Source organism: Kribbella sp. NPDC002412, assembly GCF_053592935.1.
The window spans coordinates 81103-97242 of record NZ_JBSFBL010000003.1 but is presented as its reverse complement, the minus strand read 5'-3'; the positions used below and the strand labels follow the sequence as shown (position 1 = coordinate 97242).

Below are 16140 nucleotides of genomic sequence, written 5' to 3'. Positions count from 1 at the left end.
CGGTGCGGTGTCGACCGGCAGCCGCTGCCATCTCGTGCCCCGGCACAACAGTGCCGTCCGGAGCGCTCATATCAGGCATGCGACGGGTGACAGGATGGTGACGGGATGGTTTCCTCATGTGACACTCACCGTGTCGGATGGTCGTTGACTGTGATAATCGGCGAGGGTAATCCTTCGAGGAGTTCTGTGATCGATGACTGACGACGAGCTGGTCGGGCGCGCCGGGCTGGTCGAGCGTGCGCGGAAGCAGCTCGAGACCAGCGGCAGCGTGCTGCTCTACGGCCCGACCGGGATCGGCAAGTCAGCCCTCGGCCGCGCGCTGGTCGCGGATCGCACCAAGGCCGGCTGCCGGGTCCTCAGCGCCGCCCCGTCACAGTCCGAAGCCGGCCTCCCGTACGTCACTCTCCTCGACCTGCTCTCCAACCAGCTCGAGCTGGCCTGGCAGGTGCTGCCCGACCACCTCCGGCAGCCGCTCGAGGTGGCTCTGCTGAAAGCCAGTGCGCCTGACACGGTGCGCGACGAGCTGGCTGTGCGCCTCGCCGTACTGCATGTTCTCCGTCGGCTGGCCGCCAACGGGCCGGTGCTGCTCGTGGTGGACGACATCCAGTGGGTGGACCCGTCCAGCCTCGAGGTCCTGACCTTCTGCGCCCGCCGGCTGACCGACGGGGTGCACATGCTCGCCACCGAGCAGGTGGCCGACGGCGACCTGCCGGTGATGGCGGAGGCGTGCCCCGAGCCGGTGCTGCAGCTGGAGGTGCCGCCGCTCACCGAGCCCGACGTCCTCGGTCTGCTGCGGCAGCGCCTGTCCAGCCCACTTCCGGTGCGCACGGCCCGCCGCATCTTCACGGCGAGCGCAGGGAATCCCTTCATGGCGCTGGAGCTCGGCCGCGCGGTGCTGCGCCATCCGCAGGGGGTGTCGCCGAACGATCCGCTCCCGGTGTCCAGCCGGCTCAAGACGCTGCTCGGCGACCGCCTGGCCGACCTCTCGGCCGGCGCGCACGAGCTCCTGCTCCATGCGGCCTCGTCGCCGCGTCCGACGACGACTCAGATCGCGCAGTCCCTCGGGCGGCCGATCGACGGTCAGCTGGCCGAGGCCGAAGCGCTCGGGCTGGTCGACGTGTCCTCCGAGCGCCTGCGGTTCACGCATCCACTGCTGCGGGAGTTCGTGTACGCCGAGGCGACGTCGGCCGCCCGGCGGCAGGCGCACGCCCAGCTCGCGGCCGTGGTCGACGAGCCGGTCGAGAACGCGACCCACCGCGCGCTCGCCACCCAGGAGGCCAACCCGGAGCTTGCCGTCACCATCGAGGAGGCCGCCGCGGTCGCGGCCGGCCGTGGTGCGCCTGGCGCGGCCGCGACACTGTGGCGGCTGGCCGCCGAGCGTACGCCGATCAGCCTGCCGGACGACCGTGCTCGACGCCTGACGCGAGCCGCTGACGACGCCGCGGCCGCCGGGCATCTGGCGGAGTCGGCCGAGATGGCGCGGCACGCCGTACAGGCGGCAACGAATCCAGAGACCAAGGTGCCGGCGCTGTTGCTGCTGGTGGACGCCGCGTGGCCCGATCGGGACCGGCGCGTGGAGCTGCTGGCGGAGGCGTTCGAGGCCGCGGTCGGGAACAAGCGGCTCGAGGCGCGGGTGCGGATCATGCGCAGCCACAGCGAGTACTTCGACCGCCGGCTGGACGAGGCGCAGGAGGATGCGCGGGTCGCCGAGGGGTTGGCCCGGGAGTGCGGTGACACCGAGGCGATCGTGGACGCGCTGAGCGCGGCTTCGTCGGTGCAGATCGCCCGGGATGCCGAGCAGACCGCGGATGCGCTGCTGCAGCAGGCGGCTGACCTGTCGCACGACCTACCGCTCACCAAGACCGTGGTCAACGCGCGGCAGATGGCGGCGATGCGGGAGCTGTTCCGCGGCCGGACCGCGGAGGCGATCTCGTCGATCAGCGCGCTGGTGGACGAGGTCCGCGACGGCGGGGCGATGCGGTGGCTGGCGTCCGTGCTGATCTCGGCGACCGCGATCTACGAACGCAGCGGGCGCGGTGCGGACGCGCTCGCCGCGGGACACGAGTGCTACCAGTTGATGCAGGACATCGGCGAAGAGGCCGAGGTCGGCATGATCATCGCGAGCCGCGCGGAGTGGGCCGGCGGCAGTGCGGCGATGGGCCGGCAGTTGGCCGAGGCCGCGCTCGAGGGCGTCCGGCTGGTCGGGAACGACGAGTGGACCGGGCCTGCACTGGCGTCGCTGGGGCTGATCGGCGTGCTGACCGGGGATCCGCAACGTGCGGTGGAGGCGTTCGACGCGATCGCGGACTCGGGGGAGGCGGCGATGCCGTTCGACCCGGCCGTCATCCCGTGGCACGCGGACTACGCGGAGGCGTTGGTCGCGGCCGGGCGGCTGGAGGACGCGGCGACGCTGATCGCCGACATCCGCAATCGTGCCGAGACGTTGGACCGCGCGGTCGTGCGGGTCGGGCTGGCCCGTTCCGAGGCCTTGCTGATCGCCAAGCAAGGCGACCCGGCCGCCGCGCTGGACCTGCTGGAGAAGACGATCAGTACGGCGGGGGATCGCGTCTACCCGCTGGACCTGGCCCGCTGCGAACTCACCCGCGGCCGGGTCGCCCGGCAGGCTCGCCGCCGTTCGGTCGCCCGGACGGCGTTCCTGGACGCGATCGAGCAGTTCGAGGCGTACGGCGCTCCCGCGTGGCGTGAGGTGGCGGAGACCGAGCTCGCGCGTCTCGACGTACCGAGTCGCAGCCGTCAGCCGTCGGAGCTCACCGACAACGAGCAGCAGATCGTCTCCATGGTTCGCGACGGCTCGACCAATCGCGAGATCGCGGCCGCCCTGTACCTCAGCGTCAAGGCCGTCGAGTCCCAGCTGACCCGGCTCTACCGGCGCTTCGGTGTGGCCAACCGGACGCAGCTCCTGCGGATGGTCGATCGGCCGAATCCGTAGTTGAACGTCGTACCGGTCTGCAGGGAAACCCTTGAGTGACCCGCCAGTAGCTTGGCATCTCTTGCCGTCCGCTTCCCGATCGACGACTGTCGTTGGGCAGTGAGCTCGCCCCTCGCGCCGGGGCGGCCGAGTGAGGCGCGGCCGCCCCGTTTCGCCTTCCTTGCGACAATGAACCGGTGAAACTCGAACGCAAGCACGCTCTCGTCCTGATCGGCATCGCGATCTGGAACGTGGTGACCTACCTGCGCTTCATCAAGGCGCTCGCCGACACCGAGGGGCGGCCGACCGGGTACTACGTCGCGCACACGATCCTGATCGTCGTGAACCTGCTGATCGCCGGGGTGCTCGGCACCTGGGGCGTGAAGGCGTACAAGGCCTCGAAGCTCAGCGCTTCACAAAACTCGCCGGTGTGACGCCGAGCATCTTCCGGAAGTGCCGGTTGAGGTGTGACTGGTCGTAGAAGCCGGCCAGCGTCGCCACCTCGGCCGGCGGGCAGCCGTCGAGCAGGTAGCGCCGCGCCAGGTCCACCCGTCGGCCGGTCAGATAGCGGTGGGGCGGCATCCCGTACTCGCGGCTGAACGCCCTGACCAGGTGGGTCGGATGAGCGTGTACGAGCTTTGCTGCGTCGTCCAGCGTGATCCCGGCTGGGACGTGGCCATCCAGTACGTCGCGCAGTCGGCTCGCGAGCCCGGGGTCGCGCCGGTCCGGTGGATCGGTGACGTTTCGGCGGAGGTGTTGGCGCAGGCGTTCCTCGATCAGGGTCAGCCGGCTTTGCGCTTCCAGGTCTTCCTTGCCGTCTCGGAGTACGCCGTGGAGTTGGTGGATGCGGTGCCGCAGGACGGGATCGACGTACTCGGGCTGGTCGACGGCGGCGCCGATCACGTTGTCGCCGAGGCGATCGGGCTCGAGGTACAGCACCCGTTTGCGGAAGCCCTCGGGGCGGACCGAGCGGCCGTCGTGCGGGACGTTCGGCGGTAGCAGCGAGACCTGCGCTTGGGCCAGGCCGTGCTCGCGGTGGTCCAGGTCGTACCGTACGGCGCCCTCGTCGACGATCAGGACGGTCCAGGCGTCGTGCGTGTGACTCGGGTACGCGTGCGACGGGAAGTGGGCGTGCAGGACCTCGACGACGCCGCTCAGCGCGGGCCGCCAGGCCCTCACCTCAGCGCCGGCGTTCACCCTTCAGAACATACGCTGCCTGCCGTGAAGGTCTATCTGAGCGTGGACATGGAAGGCATCACCGGGCTGGTCGACGCGGAGGACGTCCAGCCGCCGGGCCGCGACTACGAACGCGGCCGGGTGCTGATGACCGAGGACACGAACGCCGCGATCCGGGGCGCCTACGCGGCGGGCGCGACCGCCGTACTGGTGAACGACGCGCACGGCCCGATGCGCAACCTGCTGCCCGACGTCCTCGACCGGCGCGCCACGCTGATCAAGGGCCGGCCGAAGCCGATGGGCATGATGGAGGGGCTGACCAGCGAGTACGACGCCGCCCTCTGCATCGGCTACCACGCGCGGGCCGGGGTGCTCGGCGTCCTCAGCCACAGCTTCATGGGCCACGAGATCGAGGACATCTGGCTCGACGACCAGGTCGCCGGCGAGATCGGCCTCTTCCACGCTGCGGCTGCCGCGTACGGCGTACCTGTCGCGATGCTCACCGGCGACGACACAGCCTGCTTTGAAATGACCGCCTGGGACCCGAACGTGGCCGTCGTCCCGGTGAAATACGCCAAGGACCGCTTCGCCGCCGAACTGGTCCCCGTCCCCGACGCCCAAGCCGCCATCGAGCAAACCGCCGCCAAAGCTCTCGCGGCCCTCCCGCCCCTCCCCACCAACCGAACCTCCACCGGCGAACTGACCGTCCGCTGGCAGTCGGCTTCCGTCGTCTCCCACCTGACTGCCATCCCCGGCGTCACCCGCCGAGACGACCGCACCGTCACGGTCCAAGCCGACATGCCCCACCTCTACCGCCTCTTCAACCTCTTCCTCCGAGTAGCCACCGCAGTAACCACCAACCCGCCGTACTGCTGAAAGACATCGCCCCTCGGCGGCGACAGTCCTTTCCGCGCGCCGCCGAGGGGGCCAACAGACAGCCGCCGCCGAGGGCGGTGACCCTCACAGTCCCCACCAGCAAGCCGTCCGGCCTGCCTCCGGGCTGCACAATCCCACCGCGACCTCAGTCCACTCGCCGACCGCCTGCGGGCGCGATCACACGCCGCGGCGCTGCCGAAGGCGGCCAACAGTCAGTCGGCGGAGGCGGTGTCCTTCCTCCACCCAGAGCACAGTCCACTCGCCGAACACCTGTTGGCGCGACCGCGCTGTGCGGCGCCGCCGGAGGCGGCCAATAATGCGATCGCGGCGGCGGATGGTCGGCGAGTCGGCTGTGGTGGGGTGGGTTGACAGGCCGGGGCGAGCCGGACGGCGTGTTGATGTGGGGCTGTGGGAGGGCACCGCTTCCGCCGCGGCAGTCTGTTGGCAGCCTCTCCGCCCGACTCTCTGCAACTTCAGGGGATAACCACGCGGGTTATGGGTTCTCTACTCGTGTACGCGCAGAGAACCCAGTATTTGAGCGGATAACCCCTCGTACGTCGTACGGCATGGCGCACTGTGGCGGACGGCGAGGCAGCCTCGGCCCACTCTCCGCAGCTTTAGGGATGACCACGCGGGTTGTGGGTTGTCTGCTCGTATGCGAGCGGAGAACCCAGCATTTGTGGGGATAACCCGTCGAAGGTCGGGCGGCGATGCTGGCGCTCGGAGGCGGGCGGGGGGTGGGGCTGGGGGCGCTAAGAACGTACAAGCGGTGGGGTGGGGGTTGCGGCACGGTGGTGGGATGGATGACGTGAGTGGGCCGGTTCGGTTCGAGACGAAGATTGGTGTGGTTTTGCGGGGGGATTTGGCGGGGTGGCAGCGGGTTAATGTGACGGCGTTCTTGGTGAGTGGGATTGCGGGGACGCGGGCGGAGGTGGTGGGGGACGCGTATGAGGATGCGGATGGGCAGACTTACCTGCCGATGTTTCGGCAGCCGGTGATGGTGTTCGAGGGGGACAAGGAGTTCATGCGGGTGGCGCATGAGCGGGCGGTGCGGCGCGGGGTGGAGTGTGCGGTGTTCACCCAGGAACTGTTTGCTACGGGCAATGATCGGGACAATCGGGCGGCGGTGAAGGCGGTGCGGACCGCGGAGCTCGACCTGGTGGGGATCGCGGTGTACGGGCCGAAGAACGCGGTCGACAAGGTGCTCAAGGGCGCGGCCAAGCACCCCTGACCGAAGCGGTCAAGAACCCCTGAGCGAAGCGGTCAAGAACCCCCGAGCGAAGCGGCCCAGGCAGCCCTGAGCGAGCGGCCAAGCGCCTCGGAGCGACCAGTCTCAGCGTGGTGAGAAGTAGCGCCAGGTGGTGCCGCGGTCGAGGGTGGTGGCTATGCGCTTGTCCAAGGTAGGCCCGTAGATCATGTCGTCGCTGCGGGCGAGGTCGGTCAGCTTCGGCGGTGTCTTGCTCAGCAGGATGGGCCGGAACTCGTAGATCGCGTACAGCTTGTTCGTCGGGTCGGCCTGTGGGGCGCCGAGCAGCAGGGCGGTCTGGTCGTTGAACGGCACGGCCGGCGTGCCCTTGGTCCAGGTCGGTGACGGCACCGTCCGCCAGGTGGCGCCCCGGTCGGTCGACATCCGCACGATCGTGACCTCCTCAGTGGTCGAGGTGGTCGCGATCAGCGTGTGGCCGCCGGGGCTGACCGCCAACGAGGCGCCCGGGTGATCGGGATCGAGCAGCGTCTGCCCCCATGTCTTGCCCCCGTCGTCGGTCCAGAGGACGTCGGCGCGCGGCGCGTCCCCGCTCTGATTGCCCAGGACCCACCAGCGCCCAGTGCTGTCGCGGACCGCCGAACCGGCGCTGTCCAGACCCTCGACCACGAGCGGACGCACCGTCGACTCCTCGGGATTCAGTACGGCGAGCTGCCCGGGGATGATGTCGTCGCTGAGGATCTTGTCCTTGCCGAACGTGGTCGACGCCGTGAGGGTCCGCAGCGCGCTGGCTCTAGGACCACGATCGGTCAGCCGGAACATCACGTTCTTCGGCGAGGCCGGGTCGTCCTCGGCCAGCCGTGGATCTCCTGGCCTGCCCAGTGCGACGACCTCGTCACGGACCTGCAGGGTCACCCAGTACGACGTCCCCACCGGTGTCGTCGCCTGCTGGTTGTCCCGTTGCAGCACAGCCGCGTAGGTACACCAGCTGTTGCAGCTGGTCCAGGTCGCTCCCCAGCGCTTCGACGAAGCCAGCGTCACCGAGGTCACCTCGGCGTCCGCGCCGCGCACCAACGCCTCACCCGCCGGGTCGGAAGCGTTCACCAGCGGCGGCACCGAGGGGGCGACCGGCGGCTGGGTGTCGTTCCGCGTGCCCCACGGAACGACAGCGGCCAGTACGACGACGGTCGCGGCGCCGGCGGCGACCAGGGCCTGGCGGCGTCGGCGGCGCCGTACCCCTCGGCGTTCCAGCTGCTCGAACGGCAGCGGGTCGATCGCGTCCTGGGCGGCCCAGGCCAGGTCTTTGAGCTCAGACATGGTCGACCTCCTCGGTGAAGTCGCGGACGAGGGGGGCCAGGCGGGCGCGGCCGCGGGCAAGGCGGGCCTTGACGGTGCCCTCGGGGATGCCCAGTTGGAGGGCGATGTCGCGGATCGGGAGGTCGACGATGTGGAACAGGGCGAGCGCCTCGCGCTGTTCCCACGGGAGCTGCTTCAGCGCGTCGACGAGGGCCACGTGATCGGGCGACAGGCCTGGTACGGCGTCCGGCGGCGGGCCGGCGCGGCTGATCAAGCCGTGGAAGACGGTGGCGCGGCGGAACCGGCTGCGGGCCACGTTGAGCGCGACGGTGCGCAGCCACGCCTCGGGGTTGTCGACCTGGGTGAACCGGCGCGGTTTCTCGACCGCGCGGACGAACGCCTCCTGGACCGCGTCCTCGGCCTCGCTGAGGCTGCCGCAGAGCGCGTACAGCTGGCCGACCAGCCGGCGGTAGCAGCCGTCGTACACCTCGCGCAGGCTTTCCATGCCGGCCTCCCCCAGAACGCAACCAACCTCTGCCCGGACGACTCCCGGTGGACAGAGGTTGGTTGCTTCACGGCCTGAATGTGACCCGCGTCACATCAGCTCAGCAGACGAACTCGTAGCTCTCGGCGTCGTTGTCGAAGCCCTGCAGCTCCAGGTTGTGGTACGACGTGTTGGCCTTGAGGTCCACGCTCCGGCCGCCGAGGTTGTCGTCGGCGTACAGCCGGACGATGCAGTTGGTCTCATTGCGGACCGACGAGATCTCGTTGTCGCCGTCCCAGCCGTCGATGTCACAGCCGTCCGGGCAGGTGTCCGGGGTCGTGTCGACGTACTGGCTGCCGGTGAAGTCAGGGTCCTCCCACATCCGCACGTTGCCGGCGGTCGGCGCGTTCTCGGCGGCCGCCGCCGGGGTGATCGCGGCGAACGCCGCCATTGCCAGTCCACAGACCAGAGTCGCTGCTACCCGCTTGCGGTTCATCTTCGTCTCCCTCGAGTTGGTGGTTCTGCAACACCTCCACCCAAAGCGCGCGGGCTTTCAGATCACTTTCAGTCAACTTTCGCAATCCCGCTGTGACGGAGCCGAGACGGAGCCGACGGACAGCCGTCACCCAGGCGACGAAAAGCCCCTGGACCGGACCGGTCCAGGGGCGTTCGTGGCTGCCGCAGGGTCAGACGCGCCGGAAGATCAGCGCGCGCTTCACTTCCTGGATCGCCTTGGTGACCTCGATACCGCGCGGGCACGCGTCGGTGCAGTTGAAGGTGGTCCGGCAGCGCCAGACACCCTCCTTGTCGTTGAGGATCTCCAGCCGCTGCTCGGTGCCCTCGTCGCGGCTGTCGAAGATGAACCGGTGCGCGCCGACGATCGCCTGCGGGCCGAAGTACTGGCCGTCGGACCAGAACACCGGGCAGGACGTCGTACAGGCCGCGCACAGGATGCACTTGGTGGTGTCGTCGAACCGGTCCCGGTCGGCCTGGGACTGGATCCGCTCCCGGGTCGGCTCGTGGCCGCTGGTGACCAGGAACGGCATCACCGAGCGGTACGCGTCGAAGAACGGCTCCATGTCGACGACCAGGTCCTTGAGCACCGGCAGGCCCTTGATGGGCTCGACGATGATCTCCTTCTCCGGGTTCAGGTCCTTGATCAGCGTCTTGCAGGCCAGCCGGTTGCGGCCGTTGATCCGCATCGCGTCGGAGCCGCAGACACCGTGCGCGCAGGACCGGCGGAAGGTCAGCGTGCCGTCCTGGTCCCACTTGATCTTGTGCAGCGCGTCCAGGACCCGGTCGGTCGGCTGCAACGTGACCGAGTACGTCTTCCACTCGGACTCGTCGACGACCTCCGGGTTGTACCGCAGGATCTTGACCTTGACGTCCATCAGTACTTGCGCTCCATCGGCTTGTAGCGGGTCTGCACGACCGGCTTGTAGTCCAGCCGGATGTTGACGTTGCCTTCGGCATCGATGTCGCGGTACGCCATCGTGTGCCGCATGAAGTTCACGTCGTCGCGCTTGTCGTAGTCCTCGCGGAAGTGGCCGCCGCGGGACTCCTTGCGGGCCAGCGCGGACACCACCAGCACCTCGGCCAGGTCGATCAGGAAGCCGAGCTCGACGGCCTCGAGCAGGTCGGTGTTGAACCGCTTGCCCTTGTCCTGGACGGCAACGTTCGCGAAACGTTCCTTCAGCGCCTCGATGTCGACCAGCGCCTGCTTCAGCGACCCCTCGGTCCGGTACACCTGAGCGTTCAGGTCCATGGTGGCCTGCAGGTCGGCGCGGATCGCGGCCACCCGCTCGGCACCGGTCGCGTTCCGCAGCCCCTCGACCAGGTCCACGACGAAGGTCTCCGGGTTGTCCGGAAGGTCTTCGAAGACGGCGGTCTCGGCGTACTCGGCGGCCGCGATGCCGGCCCGGCGGCCGAACACGTTGATGTCGAGCAGCGAGTTGGTGCCCAGCCGGTTCGCGCCGTGCACCGACACGCAGGCGACCTCGCCCGCGGCGTACAGGCCGGGGATCACGTCGTCGTTGTTGGCCAGCGCCTCGCCCTTGATGTTGGTCGGGATGCCGCCCATCGCGTAGTGCGCGGTCGGGAACACCGGGATCTGCTCGGTGTAGGGCTCCACGCCGAGGTAGGTCCGGGCGAACTCGGTGATGTCCGGCAGCTTCGCGTCGATGTGGGCCGGCTCCAGGTGGGTCAGGTCGAGCATCACGTATGCGCCGTCCGGGCCGCAGCCGCGGCCCTCGCGCACCTCGTTCGCCATCGCCCGGGCGACCATGTCCCGCGGCGCCAGGTCCTTCACGGTCGGCGCGTAGCGCTCCATGAACCGCTCGTTGTCCTTGTTCCGCAGGATTCCGCCCTCGCCGCGGGCCGCCTCGGACAGCAGTACGCCGAGACCCGCCAGGCCGGTCGGGTGGAACTGGAAGAACTCCATGTCCTCCAGCGGCAGGCCCTTGCGCCAGACGATGCCCATCCCGTCGCCGGTCAGCGTGTGCGCGTTCGACGTCGTACGGAAGACCTTGCCGAACCCGCCGGAGGCGAAGATCACCGACTTGGCCGAGAACACGTGCAGCTCGCCGGTGGCCAGCTCGTAGGCGACCACACCGCTGGCCCGGCCGTCGGTCATCAGCAGGTCCAGGACGTAGAACTCGTTGAAGAACTCCACGTTCTGCTTGATGCACTGCTGGTACAGCGTCTGCAGGATCATGTGGCCGGTGCGGTCGGCCGCGAAGCACGAACGCCGTACCACGGCCTCACCGTGGTTGCGGGTGTGGCCGCCGAAGAACCGCTGGTCGATCTTGCCCTCGGCGGTCCGGTTGAACGGCAGGCCCATCTTCTCCAGGTCGAGGACCGCGTCGACGGCCTCGCGGCACATCACCTCGGCCGCGTCCTGGTCGACCAGGAAGTCACCACCCTTGACCGTGTCGAAGGTGTGCCACTCCCAGTTGTCCTCCTCGACGTTGGCCAGCGCGGCGCACATGCCGCCCTGGGCCGCGCCGGTGTGCGACCGGGTCGGGTAGAGCTTGGTGAGCACCGCGGTCCGGGTCCGCTTGCTGGACTCGAGGGCGGCCCGCATACCGGCTCCGCCCGCGCCGACGATGACGACGTCGTACTGATGGCGCTGCATTGTTCAGAGATCCTTACTTGCTGCAGACCGACAGCGTGCTGTGCGGGTCCAGGCAGGGGTCGAAGGTGAAGATCACCAGGGTGCCGAGCACGACGATCACGATCGACGCGGTGATCAGCAGGGACTTCAGCCAGAACCGGGTCTGGTCCTTCTCGGCGTAGTCGTTGATGATCGTGCGCAGTCCGTTGGTGCCGTGCAGCATCGCCAGCCACAGCATCAGCAGGTCCCAGACCTGCCACAGCGGGTTGGCCCACTTGCCGGCCACGAAACCGAAGTCCAGCGCGTTGATTCCGTCGCCGAGCATCAGGTTCACGAACAGGTGACCGAGCACCAGGACGACGAGGGCGAGGCCGGACAGCCGCATGAACAGCCAGCTGTACAGCTCGAAGTTGGTCTGCCCGGACCGGTTCCGGCCGCCGCCCTTCAGGTTGCGCGACCGGCTGCTGGAGCGGGGAGCCGCGATCTCACTCATCTCAGCCTCCGAAGACGTGGGTGAGGTGTCGGATCACGAACGGCACGAACAGCACCACCCAGATCACGCCGACGCCGATCATCAGCTGGCGCTGGTAGCGCGGGCCCTTGGCCCAGAAGTCCACCAGGATCAGCCGGATGCCGTTGAACGCGTGGAACAGGATGGCAGCCACCAGGCCGACCTCGAGCAGGCCGACGATCGGGTTCTTGTAGGTGCCGATGACCTCGTTGTACGCCTCCGGGGAGACCCGGACCAGCGCGGTGTCGAGCACGTGCACCAGCAGGAAGAAGAAGATCCCCACGCCGGTGATCCGGTGCGCGACCCATGACCACATGCCCTCCCGGCCGCGGTACAGCGTGCCGGCTGGTTTGCTGGGCAAACCGATCCTCCGATCGGACGTCTGACCGAGAGCCGTGCGGCTGCCGCGACCGGCTCGACCGGGCGAAAACCAGGCCGCTTCGATGCTAGTCCTGTGATCAGGCTCGAAATGTCCTGACAGGTGTGAGATCGGTCGCGTCTTGACTTCAACCGGGCTTCAGCGTCGAGACTGCCGACAGGCCTGGGATGTCGCCCGGGTCACATCGAGGGGAGAACACGGTGAGTTTCTGGATCTGTGCGACGTGTGCGGTCGAGCACTCCGAGCAGGTCGAGGTCTGCGCGATCTGCGCCGACGAACGCCAGTGGGTGCCCGCCGACGGGCAGCACTGGACGACGCTCGAGGAACTGGCCGCCGCCGGGACCACGGTGGCGATCGAGGAGGTGGAGCCGCGGCTGTACGGCGTCACGTCGAAGCCGCCGACCGGGATCGGCCAGCAGTCGATGCTGGTGCAGACATCCGGGGGGAACCTGCTGTGGGACCCGATCGGGTACGTCGACGACGACGCCGTACGGCGGATCCGTGAGCTCGGCGAGGTCGTCGGGATCATCGCCAGCCACCCGCACATGTACGGCGTCCAAGTCGAGTGGAGCCACCGGCTGGGCAACGTCCCGGTGTACGTCTCCGAGGCGGACGCCGAGTGGGTCGCCCGGCAGGACCCGGTGATCCAGACCTGGTCGGGCAAGCTGACACCGCTCCCGGGCGTCACGGTGATCCAGCCCGGCGGACACTTCCCGGGCAGCGCGATCACCCACTGGGCGGAAGGTGCCGACGGCAAGGGCGTGGTGCTGTCCGGCGACACGATCTTCGCCAACCCGGACCGCACCTCGGTGAGCTTCATGCGCAGCTACCCGAACCGCATCCCACTCTCCGGTGCCGTCGTCGACCGGGTAGCTCGCTCCCTCGACGTCTTCGACTACGACCGCCTCTACAACAACTTCGGCGCCTGCATCCCCGTAGACGCCAAAGCAGTAGTCCGCCGCTCCGCCGACCGCCACGCCGCCTGGACCCGAGGCGACTACGACCACCTCACCTGACACCCAGCCCGGACCGCCCCCACGGCAAGGGGCGGTCCGGGGGCGGTGTCAGCTGCGGCCGACTGCCAGGCCGTCGATTTGGACGAGCTTGCCGGTCGAGGCGCTGACGAGCTTGAGGGTGCCGCTGAAGAGGGTGGATTGGACCGGGAGGCCGAGCACGACCTGGCGGTGGGTTGTCGGGTAGGCGAGGTTGACCGTGGTCAGGTACCTGTTGCCGGCGTACACCGCGACGGAACCGCAGGTCGGGCAGCGGGTCGCGATCAGGAAGAACCGCTTGCCCTGCACGGTCCGCGTCAGCGATTTGCCGTACGTCGTCGTCTGCGTCGTGGTCCCGTAGTAGAACGTCGACCCGGTCGCCCGGGTCCAGCCGGTCGAGGCCAACGTCAACGATCGGTCGTCGAGCGGCCGGGAGAAACAGCGTTCGGTACTCCACTGGCCGACGTTCCCGAGCTTGTCCTTCGCCCGCACCGATACGCAGTACTCGTACCCGGCCGCGACCGCGAGATTCATCGACGTCGCGGTCGTGTTCGTCCACGGCTGCACGTAAGCGCCGTACGGCCCGGCAGACGTGGCCCGCCGGTATTGCACGTCGTACGACGCAACCCCGTTGGCATCCGTAGCCGACACCGTCAAGGTCGCCGTCGCAGCCACCGAAGACTGGTAAGCCGGCGCCACCATCCGCGCCACCGGCCCCGTCGCGTCGACGGTGATGTTCCGGTACGCCGTGGCGCCGGTTCCGTCCGGTGCGATCGCACTGACGACGACCTGGTAGTCCCCGGACCGCAGCCCGGTCGCCGTGAAGGGCGAAGTGCACGGCGCGGCCGCCACGAACGATCCCTTGACCTCGCAGCGGAACCTGGTGCCTGCCGGGACGGCCGATCCGTCGAACGGAATGGAGATGTCCGGCCCCATCACCGCCGGTGTCGGCTTGATCGTCACGCCGAGCCGCTGCCAGGCCACGTCGGCTCGATTCGTCACGCTCTTCAGCCCGCTGTACACGTACAGGCCGCCGCCGGCGGATACGCCGAGCCGGTAGACGCGCCCGCTGGCCGTCAGCGCCAGGATCCAGGCGCCGCCGGACGGATCCAAGGTGATCTCACGCACCTCCGAGTCGAGCGTCGGAGTCGCTCCGTCCGGATCCCCGGACAGTCGCACGGTCGAGCCGTCACCGTAGGCGACCCACTGGCCGTTGGCCGAGACTCGAACCGGCCGGTCGGCCGGCACCTCGGCCTGACCCGGCCAGGTGGAGACCCGGGTCCCGCCGGCCGTGGCCTGGATCGTGGCGAGCCGGCTCGGCGTGAGGCGGTGGTCGGACACCACCAAGGTGCGGGCGTCCGGCATCCAGCTCGGGCTGGACAGCTGGCAGGCGATCTTCGTCGGCGTACCGCCGGTGGCCGCGATCACGTACACGCACGGGCTGTCGTTCTCGGGCGCCTGGAACGCGATGCGGGTGCCGTCAGGCGACCAGGACAGGCGGGTGATCGGCGCCGTGGAGCTCCAGAGTTTCACCGGTACGCCGACATCGCCCGGGGCGACCTTCTGCGTCCACAGAGTTCGCTCGGCGGTGTTCGTGACGTAGACGAGCGACTGCCCGTCCGGGGAACTGGCGACGGCCTCCTTGGGCTTGACCGAGCTCGGATCCGCCGGGAACGGGACGACGTTGCCGAACTCGTCTGCCGCCGCCAGGTCCCGGCTGTCCGGTTCGCCCTGCGTCACCACGATCTGCTCGTTCGTCCGCGGGACGGGCAACCGCGTGCTGACCGGTCCTTCGCCGACTTCGTTGACGACCGAGACGGCGTACTCGATGCCAGGCTTGGTGGTGGGCTCGGGCACGACGAAGTCGCCGGTCGTCTTCTCCGGGAACCACTCGACAGTCTCCACGCCGTTCAGGTAGCGGTGCAGGTTGTAGCCGAGAACCGCCGTACCACCTGCGGTCTGCAACGACCGCCAGTTGACCGTGTGGCCGTTGTACGTCGGCCGCACGGCCACGTTCTGTGCCTGGGCGACATCGACTCCGTGACCCGTGAGCTTCACGCTGTGCCGGCCCGAGGAGGTGGAGTCGATGACGGTCAGGGTGTTCGAGTCCGGGCCGGTCAGCTGAGGCATGTACCGCACGGTCGCGGTGCACGTCGCGCCAGGCAGCAACGACTGCGGGCAGTCCTCCGGGGCTTCTGGGTCCATTCGCCAGTCCACCCCTTCCTTGGCGACCGAGAACCCGGAGATCTGGACCGGATCGATGCCCGTGTTCTTGACGGTGAACGCGGCCCTCGCGGCCTCGCCGTACCTGACCTTGCCGAAGTCGTGCCGCTCCGGCGTGAAGGACAGTGCCTGGTAGCCGAGCGCGCTCCGGTAGCGGATCTCGTACCACGCGCCCGCGTCGGCGCCCTCGCACGTTCCGGCGGCCAGCGAGGCGGCGAAGGTCTCGAGTTGCAGGTCCGGCGTGTAGCTGACGGCGGTGACGCGAAGCGTGGCGGCGGAGGTGCAACTGCGCTCGCCTTGCGTGAGAGTCACCGCGGTCGGGGACTGCAAGTCGTAGTACCCGGGACCGGCGACGAGGGCCGGCAGCGTCACCTTCAGCGAACCGGCGGTCAACGTCCGGGAGCCGTCGGTGGGCGCCGAGGCCGTGACCGGGCTCGCGATCTCGTTCTTCAGCCAGGTGGTGGCCGCGCCGCTGTTGGCGTCGAGGGACAGTACGTCGATGTCGCCGACGGCCGGTGCCTCGGCGGCTCGGGTGGCTTTGAGTTCGGGGCTGGTGGCTGGGTCGGTGTCGGAGGTGGCGACCACGCGGTAGTCGGCGGTGGCGCCGGCGGGGATCGTCTCGTCGATCCAGGTGGTCGTCGAGTCGGTCAGAGCACCGCTGATGTCCTGCCAGTCCGTGGTCTGTTTGCGTTCGACTCGGTAGCCGGTGGCGTTGTCGATGTCGGTCCAGGTGACGCCGATGCCGTTGCGGGTCGGGAAGACCTGGGCGGTGGGTGCTGTGACGGACTCGTCGCCGAAGGCGTTGTGGGCTATGACGGGGATCGTGATGGCCGCGAGGGCGGCGGCCAGGGCGGAGCGGAAGAGGGCAGGGCGGGACAGGGCAGGCATGCGGGCGCGGCGCATTGGATCTCCAGGCAGGGGGATTCCGGCGCGCCCCGAACGCACCGGCGAGAAAGGA

14 protein-coding genes are annotated in these 16140 nt (G+C 69.0%); 5 read left to right on the top strand and 9 right to left on the bottom strand.

Going from position 1 to position 16140, the window contains the following annotated elements; genetic code table 11:
• Window positions 1-193: 193 nt before the first annotated feature.
• Complete coding sequence (locus tag ACWCOV_RS03590) at window positions 194-2950, top strand: AAA family ATPase (RefSeq protein WP_449827649.1); 2757 nt, start codon at window positions 194-196, stop codon at window positions 2948-2950.
• A gap of 176 nt (window positions 2951-3126) precedes the next feature.
• Entirely contained in the window at window positions 3127-3363 is a 237-nt protein-coding gene (locus ACWCOV_RS03585) for an SCO4848 family membrane protein (protein WP_449827648.1), read from the top strand.
• Here ACWCOV_RS03585 and ACWCOV_RS03580 read toward each other — a convergent pair.
• Entirely contained in the window at window positions 3335-4126 is a 792-nt protein-coding gene (locus ACWCOV_RS03580) for an AraC family transcriptional regulator (protein ID WP_449827647.1), read from the bottom strand. The genes ACWCOV_RS03585 and ACWCOV_RS03580 overlap by 29 nt on opposite strands.
• A gap of 24 nt (window positions 4127-4150) precedes the next feature.
• Here ACWCOV_RS03580 and ACWCOV_RS03575 point away from each other — a divergent pair, with 24 nt between their 5' ends.
• Window positions 4151-4981 (top strand): M55 family metallopeptidase, encoded by an 831-nt coding sequence (locus tag ACWCOV_RS03575; protein ID WP_449827646.1) that lies wholly within the window; start codon window positions 4151-4153, stop codon window positions 4979-4981.
• Between the two features lie 799 nt (window positions 4982-5780).
• Complete coding sequence (locus tag ACWCOV_RS03570) at window positions 5781-6212, top strand: DUF2000 family protein (RefSeq protein WP_449827645.1); 432 nt, start codon at window positions 5781-5783, stop codon at window positions 6210-6212.
• Between the two features lie 102 nt (window positions 6213-6314).
• On the opposite strand, the gene ACWCOV_RS03565 is transcribed toward ACWCOV_RS03570, so the two are convergent.
• From ACWCOV_RS03565 to sdhC, 7 genes are all read right to left on the bottom strand, one after another.
• On the bottom strand, window positions 6315-7502 hold the full coding sequence (locus ACWCOV_RS03565; protein ID WP_449827644.1) for a hypothetical protein: 1188 nt from the start codon (window positions 7500-7502) through the stop codon (window positions 6315-6317).
• Window positions 7495-7986 (bottom strand): RNA polymerase sigma factor, encoded by a 492-nt coding sequence (locus ACWCOV_RS03560; protein ID WP_449827643.1) that lies wholly within the window; start codon window positions 7984-7986, stop codon window positions 7495-7497. Before ACWCOV_RS03560 ends, ACWCOV_RS03565 begins: the two co-directional genes overlap by 8 nt.
• Before the next feature lie 100 nt (window positions 7987-8086).
• A complete protein-coding gene (locus ACWCOV_RS03555; protein ID WP_449827642.1) occupies window positions 8087-8461 on the bottom strand; it encodes a peptidase inhibitor family I36 protein in 375 nt (124 codons plus the stop codon).
• A gap of 190 nt (window positions 8462-8651) precedes the next feature.
• Window positions 8652-9356 (bottom strand): succinate dehydrogenase iron-sulfur subunit, encoded by a 705-nt coding sequence (locus ACWCOV_RS03550; protein ID WP_449827641.1) that lies wholly within the window; start codon window positions 9354-9356, stop codon window positions 8652-8654.
• Window positions 9356-11098, bottom strand: a complete 1743-nt coding sequence (gene sdhA / locus ACWCOV_RS03545) for a succinate dehydrogenase flavoprotein subunit (protein ID WP_449827640.1) — start codon at window positions 11096-11098, stop codon at window positions 9356-9358. Before sdhA ends, ACWCOV_RS03550 begins: the two co-directional genes overlap by 1 nt.
• 13 nt (window positions 11099-11111) lie before the next feature.
• Window positions 11112-11570, bottom strand: a complete 459-nt coding sequence (locus tag ACWCOV_RS03540; RefSeq protein WP_449827639.1) for a succinate dehydrogenase hydrophobic membrane anchor subunit — start codon at window positions 11568-11570, stop codon at window positions 11112-11114.
• 1 nt (window position 11571) lies between these two features.
• A complete protein-coding gene (gene sdhC / locus ACWCOV_RS03535; protein ID WP_131352855.1) occupies window positions 11572-11949 on the bottom strand; it encodes a succinate dehydrogenase, cytochrome b556 subunit in 378 nt (125 codons plus the stop codon).
• A 218-nt stretch (window positions 11950-12167) separates the two neighbouring features.
• On the opposite strand from sdhC, the gene ACWCOV_RS03530 reads away from it, so the two are divergent.
• A complete protein-coding gene (locus tag ACWCOV_RS03530) occupies window positions 12168-12983 on the top strand; it encodes an MBL fold metallo-hydrolase (protein WP_449827638.1) in 816 nt (271 codons plus the stop codon).
• A 48-nt stretch (window positions 12984-13031) separates the two neighbouring features.
• Here ACWCOV_RS03530 and ACWCOV_RS03525 read toward each other — a convergent pair whose 3' ends face one another.
• Window positions 13032-16085 (bottom strand): choice-of-anchor D domain-containing protein, encoded by a 3054-nt coding sequence (locus ACWCOV_RS03525; RefSeq protein ID WP_449827637.1) that lies wholly within the window; start codon window positions 16083-16085, stop codon window positions 13032-13034.
• Between the last annotated feature and the right edge of the window lie 55 nt (window positions 16086-16140).

Coding starts and splice junctions, on each gene's coding strand:
- ACWCOV_RS03525 (WP_449827637.1), bottom strand. CDS start 16,085: ATGCGCCGCGCCCGCATGCCTGCCCTGTCCCGCCCTGCCCTCTTCCGC.
- ACWCOV_RS03590 (WP_449827649.1), top strand. CDS start 194: ATGACTGACGACGAGCTGGTCGGGCGCGCCGGGCTGGTCGAGCGTGCG.
- ACWCOV_RS03555 (WP_449827642.1), bottom strand. CDS start 8,461: ATGAACCGCAAGCGGGTAGCAGCGACTCTGGTCTGTGGACTGGCAATG.
- ACWCOV_RS03570 (WP_449827645.1), top strand. CDS start 5,781: ATGGATGACGTGAGTGGGCCGGTTCGGTTCGAGACGAAGATTGGTGTG.
- ACWCOV_RS03565 (WP_449827644.1), bottom strand. CDS start 7,502: ATGTCTGAGCTCAAAGACCTGGCCTGGGCCGCCCAGGACGCGATCGAC.
- ACWCOV_RS03550 (WP_449827641.1), bottom strand. CDS start 9,356: ATGGACGTCAAGGTCAAGATCCTGCGGTACAACCCGGAGGTCGTCGAC.
- ACWCOV_RS03560 (WP_449827643.1), bottom strand. CDS start 7,986: ATGGAAAGCCTGCGCGAGGTGTACGACGGCTGCTACCGCCGGCTGGTC.
- ACWCOV_RS03540 (WP_449827639.1), bottom strand. CDS start 11,570: ATGAGTGAGATCGCGGCTCCCCGCTCCAGCAGCCGGTCGCGCAACCTG.
- sdhA (WP_449827640.1), bottom strand. CDS start 11,098: ATGCAGCGCCATCAGTACGACGTCGTCATCGTCGGCGCGGGCGGAGCC.